6 protein-coding genes are annotated in these 6,719 nt (G+C 67.0%); 1 reads left to right on the top strand and 5 read right to left on the bottom strand.

Going from position 1 to position 6,719, the window contains the following annotated elements; all coding sequences use genetic code 11:
- The 5 genes from NP534_RS25005 to NP534_RS24985 all read right to left on the bottom strand — a co-directional run.
- Nucleotides 1-1,651 (bottom strand): tetratricopeptide repeat protein (locus NP534_RS25005; protein ID WP_274100486.1); only part of this gene is annotated, 1,651 nt, incomplete at its 3' end.
- The gene (locus NP534_RS25000; protein WP_274100485.1) at nt 1,648-2,724 is read right to left on the bottom strand and encodes a vWA domain-containing protein; all 1,077 of its coding nucleotides are present in this window, start codon (nt 2,722-2,724) and stop codon (nt 1,648-1,650) included. The genes NP534_RS25000 and NP534_RS25005, both read right to left, overlap by 4 nt.
- Entirely contained in the window at nt 2,717-3,211 is a 495-nt protein-coding gene (locus NP534_RS24995; RefSeq protein WP_274100484.1) for a DUF4381 domain-containing protein, read from the bottom strand. The genes NP534_RS25000 and NP534_RS24995 overlap by 8 nt, the downstream gene beginning before the upstream one ends.
- Nucleotides 3,208-4,152: a DUF58 domain-containing protein gene (locus tag NP534_RS24990; RefSeq protein WP_274100483.1), complete on the bottom strand. Its 945-nt coding sequence runs from the start codon at nt 4,150-4,152 to the stop codon at nt 3,208-3,210. The genes NP534_RS24995 and NP534_RS24990 overlap by 4 nt, the downstream gene beginning before the upstream one ends.
- Before the next feature lie 4 nt (nt 4,153-4,156).
- The gene (locus tag NP534_RS24985) at nt 4,157-5,116 is read right to left on the bottom strand and encodes an AAA family ATPase (protein ID WP_033700499.1); all 960 of its coding nucleotides are present in this window, start codon (nt 5,114-5,116) and stop codon (nt 4,157-4,159) included.
- A 229-nt stretch (nt 5,117-5,345) separates the two neighbouring features.
- On the opposite strand from NP534_RS24985, the gene NP534_RS24980 reads away from it, so the two are divergent.
- Nucleotides 5,346-6,668, top strand: coding sequence for a T6SS phospholipase effector Tle1-like catalytic domain-containing protein (locus tag NP534_RS24980; RefSeq protein ID WP_443201099.1), 1,323 nt, complete (start codon nt 5,346-5,348; stop codon nt 6,666-6,668).
- Nucleotides 6,669-6,719: the final 51 nt, after the last annotated feature.

Here is a 6,719-nt window from a genome sequence, read left to right as displayed (position 1 = left end):
TATCGGGGATCTCCCGCAGCCACTGTTCAAGGGCTTGACGCTGTTCGGCGTCGAGGCTGGTGGACACCGGGCGCTGGGGTGGCTGGATGATATCGTCGTCGGCGCCGCCCTGATTGCCCGGTGTGGCCTGGCTGTTGTTGCTGCCTTCGCCGGGTTGTTCGGCGTTGGCGTGTTCGTCACTGCCGGGCGTGCCCTGTGCCGGGTTGCTGGCCGAGCTGCTGTTGCCTTCGGTTTCGCTGCCGGGTGTGCCTTGGGCTTCGCTGCTGGCGGCTTGTTGTTCGGCCTTGGCCTCACGCTGTTGCAACATTTGCTGGACCAGCGCCTGGTTGTCCAGTGCCGGTTGCAGGTCGGGTTGACGCTCCAGAGCCTGTTCATAGGCGTCCAGCGCGGCTTCCAGCTCACCACTGCGGGCCAGGGCATTGCCTCGATTGTAGTGCGCTGCCGCCGTATTGCCTTCTGAAAAGGCCTGGGCGGCACCGGCATAGTCGCCGGCCTGGTACAGCGCCATGCCGCGCCATTGCGGGTCCTGGAAATGGCGCGCGGCGCTGGCCGGGCGGTTCTGTTCGAGCAGGCGCTGGCCTTGCTGGTCGGGGCGCAGCCACAGGTCATTGAACTCGAAGGCCTGGCTGGGCTGCGGCAGGGCCAGCAACAGCGGCAGGCAGAACAGCCAGCCGCGACGGCCGGCGCAGGCCGCCAGCAGCAGCAGTGGAATCAGCAACCAGTAGCCCTGGTCGGCCCAACTGTCCAGTTGCAAGGTCTGGCCGTCATTACGCAAGGCGCGCGGATTGTCGAACAGGCCCAAGCCGCGCAGGTCGAGGTCGTCGACCCGGGCATTGCGGTAGCGCCCGCCGGTGCTGCTGACAAATGCCTTGAGGCTGGCGCTGTCCAGGCGTGGCAGCAGGATGCCGCCTTGGTCATCCTTGAGGAATTCGCCGTTGGCCTGCCGCACCGGGGCGCCGTCGCGGCTGCCGATGCCCAGCATCAGCAGGCTTGGGCCCTGGCGGCCGAGGGCCTGGACGATGCCTTGGCGTTCCGCTGCGCTGAGCGAGGAGCCGATCAGCAGCAGGCGGCCTTGCCCCAGGCCGCTCTGGGCCAGCAAGGCCAGGCCTTTTTGCACCGCCAGGTCTGCGCGCTGGCCGGGTTTGGGCATGATCGACGGGTCGATCGCCTCCAGCAGGTTGCGGGTGGTGCCCAGGTCGTCGGACAGCGGCACCAGGGTGTGGGCGGTCCCTGCGTAGACGATCAGTGCGGTCTGGCTGTCGTGGCGGTGTTCGAGCAGGTCGAGGACCTTGCGCCGGGCCTGTTCCAGGCGGTTGGGTGGGCTGTCCTCGGCGAGCATCTGTGGGGTCAGTTCGAGCAGGATCACCAGCGGGTCGGCCGGGCGTTGGCGGTTTTCTTCCACGCGTTGCCAGCTCGGCCCGAGCAGCGCCATGACCACCAGTGCCCAGGCCAGGCCCAGCACGACCCAGGGCAGTTTGCTGGTGCTGCCGCTGCCGCCCCCAAGCAGCACGGCATGGAAGGCCGGCGGCAAGATCATCTGCCAGCGCCCGGCGCGTTTGCGCCGGTGCCAGAGCTTGAACAGCAGCCAGCCGAGCAGCGGCACGACCAGCAGCCAGAGGGGGCGCAACCATTGTGGCCAGAGCTCGATCATCGCCGCCTCCTCAGCCGCAGGCGTTTGAGGCGCTGGCGCCATTCCGGGTGCGGCTGCAGAAAGCGCGGTTTGCGCAGCAGGCGCTGCAGCCGGTTGTCGGGCCATTGCACGGCCACTACCAGCAGCACGCTGAGCAACAGCGCCAGGGCCAGTGGCCAGGCATACAGGGCCTTGGCGGTGCGCGCCTGGGTAGGCTGCTGGGCCACCGGCTCCAACTGGTCGAGGGCGTCGCCGATGGCGTCCAGTTCGGCGCCGTCGTGGGCGCGGAAGTAGGCGCCGTGGGTCATGTCGGCGATTTCCTTGAGCGAGGCTTCGTCCAGGTCAAGGCTGGGGTTGAGGCCCAGCAGGCCAGGGGTGCCGCTGGCCTCGGGGTTGGCACCGATGCCGATGGTATAGATGCGCACGCCTTCCTGGGCGGCCAGGCGGGCGGCGGTCAGCGGGTGGATCTGCCCGCCGTTGTTGGCGCCGTCGGTAATCAGCACCAGTACCCGGCTCTGTGCCGGGCGCTGGCGCAGGCGCTTGACCGCCAGGCCGATGGCGTCACCGATGGCGGTGTTCTTGCCGGCGATGCCGATCTGCGCTTCGTCGAGGAAGGTACGCACGGTACGCCGGTCGAAGGTCAGCGGGGCCTGCAGGTAGGCCTGGCTGCCAAACAGGATCAGGCCGACCCGGTCGCCTTCGCGGTCCTGAAGAAAGTCGCCCAGCAGCGCCTTGACCAGGTCGAGGCGGCTGATCTCGTCGTCCTTCCACTGCATGTCGGGGAAGTCCATCGAGCCCGACACATCCACCGCCACCAGCAGGTCGCGACCGCTGGCCGCCACCGGTACCGGGTCGCCGAGCCATTGCGGGCGGGCTGCGGCCAACAGCAGCAACAGCCAGATGATGACGAAGGGCGCCTGTTGGCGCCAGGTCGGCAGGTTGAGCCGCGCCCGGCGCCCGGCAAGGCCCTCCAGCTCGTTCAGGAAACCCACCTTGAGCACCGGCTCGCCACTGTCGGCGGCGGGCAGCACCATGCGCGCCAGCCACGGCAGCGGCAGCAGGGCGAAGACCCACGGCCAGGCCAGTTCAAACATGCTTGCGGATCCAGGTTTCGACAGCCTGGCTGAGGCCGACGATGGCTTTGTCGTCGAGTTTGCACTCAGGCTTGTAGGCGCCTTCGACCAGCACCATCCAGCGGGTCAGGCCGGCGGCCGGGCAGCGGTTGTCGAGAAATGCCAGCCACTGGCGACCGTTGAGCGTGTGGCTGTTGGCACCGGGGTAGTGGCTGCGGCACAGGCGCTTGAGCAAGCCGTTGATCTGCTGCAGCCAGGCGCCAGCCGGGGCTCCGTCATAGGGGCGCGGCAGGCGAGCAAGTTCGGCCAGGGCGGCCACGCGCACTGGGTCGAGCGGTTGCTCGGCGCGCACGATGCGGCGTTTGCCGGGGCGCCAACGGCGCATGCGCCACAGGCCCCAGGCAAGCAGCGGCAGCAACGCCAGCAACACCCACCAACCCGGTGCCGGTGGCCACAGGCCGATTGCCTGTGGGGTGATCAGCGGGTGCAACTGGTCCAGCGGGTTCATTTACTGCTCCCCGCGCGCTGGGCGTTGAGGTACTCGCGCAACTGCTCGACCATCTCGCTTTGGGTGCTCAGCGGCATCAGCACCACGCGCAGCTTCTGTGCCATCAGTTCCCAGCGCTCGATACGCGACTCGGCTTGCTGGCGGTAAGCCTGGCGCAGGCTGGCGTCCAGGGTGTCGAGCTCCAGTTGCGCGCTGCGCTGGGCGAAGCGCAACAGGCCGGCAGCGGGCAAGGCGTGGTCGAGCGGGTCGGAGACGGGCAGCAGCAACAGGTCGCAGTGGCGCGAGAGCATGGCCAGGTGTTGCTCGACCTGGTCGGTCAGCGCCCGTTCGTCGCAGATGATGATCGCCAGGCTGCCAGGGCGCAGCACTTCGCGCGCCCGGCGCAAGGCCAGGCCAAGGCTGTCGGCCTGGGGCGTGGCTTCGGTGTGCAGCGACTGGTTGACCTTGGCCAGGCGGTTGAGCAACTGCAGCAGGCTCTGCTTGCTGCGCCGCGGCTTGATTTCGTGGTGTTCGTTGTCGCCGAACACCAGCCCGCCAATGCGGTCGTTGTGCCCCAGCGCTGCCCAGCCGAACAGTGCTGCGGCCTGGGCTGCCAGTACCGACTTGAACATCAGCCCCGAGCCGAAGAACAGCCGCTGGCTCTGCTCGACCAGAATGAAGATCGGCCGCTCGCGCTCTTCATGGAACAGCTTTGTGTGTGGCTCCTGCGTACGCGCGGTGACGCGCCAGTCGATGTTGCGCACATCGTCGCCGGCCTGGTAGACGCGCACCTGGTCGAAGTCCACGCCGCGTCCGCGCAGCTTGGAGTGGTGCAGGCCCACCAGTGGGCTGCGCTGGCCGGGCCGGGAAAACAGCTGGATTTCGCGCACGCGGTGGCGCATGTCGATCAGCTCGGCAAGGCCGATGCGGATGCCGGGTTCGGCCAGCTGCGCGGTGGGCATGGGCTCAGGCAACGGCGACGACGTCGAGGATACGCTGGACCACCCGGTCCTGGTCGATCCCCGCAGCCTCGGCCTCGAACGACAGGATGATGCGGTGGCGCAGCACGTCGAACAGCACCGCCTGGATATCCTCGGGGCTGACGAAGTCGCGCCCGGCCAGCCAGGCATGGGCACGTGAACAGCGGTCCAGCGAGATCGAGCCGCGGGGGCTGGCGCCGTAGGCGATCCAGTCGGCCAGTTCGGTATCGAACTTGGCCGGGGTACGTGTGGCCATCACCAGTTGCACCAGGTATTCCTCGACGGCGTCGGCCATGTACAGGCCGAGGATTTCCTTGCGCGCGGCGAAGATCGCCTGCTGGCTGACCCGGCGCTCGGGCTTGGTCTCGCCGCCCAGTGCTTCGCCGCGGGCCTGCAGCAGGATGCGCCGCTCCACCGCAGCGTCCGGGAAGCCGATTTTCACGTGCATCAGGAAGCGGTCGAGCTGAGCCTCGGGCAGCGGGTAGGTGCCCTCTTGCTCGATGGGGTTCTGGGTGGCCATGACCAGAAACAGCGGTGACAGGTCGTAGGTACTGCGGCCCACGCTGACCTGGCGCTCGGCCATGGCTTCGAGCAGCGCCGACTGCACCTTGGCCGGGGCGCGGTTGATTTCGTCGGCCAGCACCAGGTTGTGGAAGATCGGCCCCTGCTGGAACACGAAACTGCCGGTTTCCGGGCGGTAGATTTCGGTGCCGGTAATGTCGGCCGGGAGCAGGTCGGGGGTGAACTGGATGCGGTGGAACTGCGCTTCGATACCTTCGGCGAGCTCCTTGATGGCCTTGGTCTTGGCCAGGCCCGGGGCGCCCTCGACCAGCATGTGGCCGTCGGCCAGGAGCACGATCAGCAGCCGCTCGACCAGCTTCTCCTGGCCTAGGATCTGGGAGGAAAGAAAGGTGCGCAGCGCGATCAGCGCTTCACGGTGTTCCATCGGCGACGGTTCCTGGTATTGGGCCGCAGGCGCGCTGGGGGCAGCTGCCTCGGCAAGGGGTGATACTTTAATCTATCCGGGGGGGTGGCGACCAATGGCGGCTGGCAAATTTATCCAGGCCGTTGCCTGCGGCGTCATCGAAAAGTCCCGTGCAAGGTTCGGAGTCGGCTGATGGTTTGCCGCTGCGTCCTGACGCCTGCTGGTGCTCTTTGGGCAAGCAGGATGCACGATGATGGAAGCCAACAGCCTCACCTTCGCTAAAACCGCACCAATGACGTTGCGCATTGGCGTGTTCTTCGATGGCACCGGGAACAACCAAGGCAACGCGATGACCGCAGGCCGGACCTCGGGCCATCCGGCAGGTGCCAGCTACGGTAATGCCTGGAGCAATGTAGCCCTGTTGTATGCGTTGTACCCCTTAGACGAAAGCCCTGCGGCGGGCGCAATGGTCTTTCTCAAGCTCTATGTCGAGGGCGTCGGCACCGCGGTGGGGGAGCCTGACTCCAGCTTTGCGTCGGCTACCGGGTGTGGGCGCATGGGCGCCGAGGCGCGAGTGGGCGAAGCGGTGACGATGATTGTCGAGCAATTGCAGGCGTGGCGCGAGGCGCATTCGCAGTGGCGGCTCGAGCGACTCGAATTCGACCTGTTCGGTTTCAGCCGTGGCGCGGCAGCCGTCAGGCACCTGGCCAATGTGCTGGGTGATGGCGCTGACAGCCCGCTGGGCAGCACGTGTGGCATCACCCTCAATTTCATCGGCCTGTTCGACACTGTGGCGGCCATCGTTGCGCCGCTGCAGGGTGATTTCGACCCCGCCGATGACCACTATGGGGGGTTGCGCCTGGGGCTGGGCAAGGGCATTGCCCGGCAGGTGGTGCAGTTGGTGGCGGCCGACGAGCGCCGGCATAACTTCCCCTTGGTGCGTTGCGAGCACGACATCGTCGTGCCGGGTGTGCACTCGAACATTGGCGGCGGGTACCTGCCTTGCGAGCAGGAGCAGGTAATGCTGTGCAAGCCGCAGTCGCAGCGGGTGCCGGTGGCGACATGTGCCGAGCAGACCCGTGCCTACTCTGCCGTCAGTGCCTTGGTGGCATCGACGTTCGGCGAGATGGGTGAACCTCGGCCGCAGGTGCTGACCTGGGAACAACCTATTGCCGGCGGCATGCCGGCCGAGGCGCAGAAACAGGTGTTTGCGGTGGTGTATCGCGAGCGAGAGGTGGCGGGGCATTTGTCGCGGGTCTACCTGAGCATCATGCGTGAGTTGGCGCTGCGCGCGGGCGTGCCGTTTGCCGAGTTGGGCGGTGATGAGGCCCATGCGGTGCCAGATGAGTTGGGCGAAATCAGCCGCAAGCTGCATGATTTTGCCTTGGGGCGTAGTGACCACGCGCGTTTGACCGAGCAGGAGCAACGGTTGTTGCGCGAGCGCTACATCCATACATCGGCGAACTGGAACCCTGTTAAAGGGCTGCGCAACAGCACGCTTGACCTGCTGTTCGTCAACCGGCCCGGTGAGGCGGGGCGGGTGGTGCATTCGGGTGGCAGTGTAGGTGGCTGAGGGTAGGAGCGGCCTTGCGTCGCGAAAGGGGGTGCGAAGCAGCCCTAGCAA

This window comes from Pseudomonas sp. 39004, from assembly GCF_028682155.1.
Lineage (GTDB): Bacteria > Pseudomonadota > Gammaproteobacteria > Pseudomonadales > Pseudomonadaceae > Aquipseudomonas > Aquipseudomonas capeferrum.
Note: the sequence above shows the minus strand (reverse complement) of the source record. Positions and strands in the feature narration are given on the sequence as shown.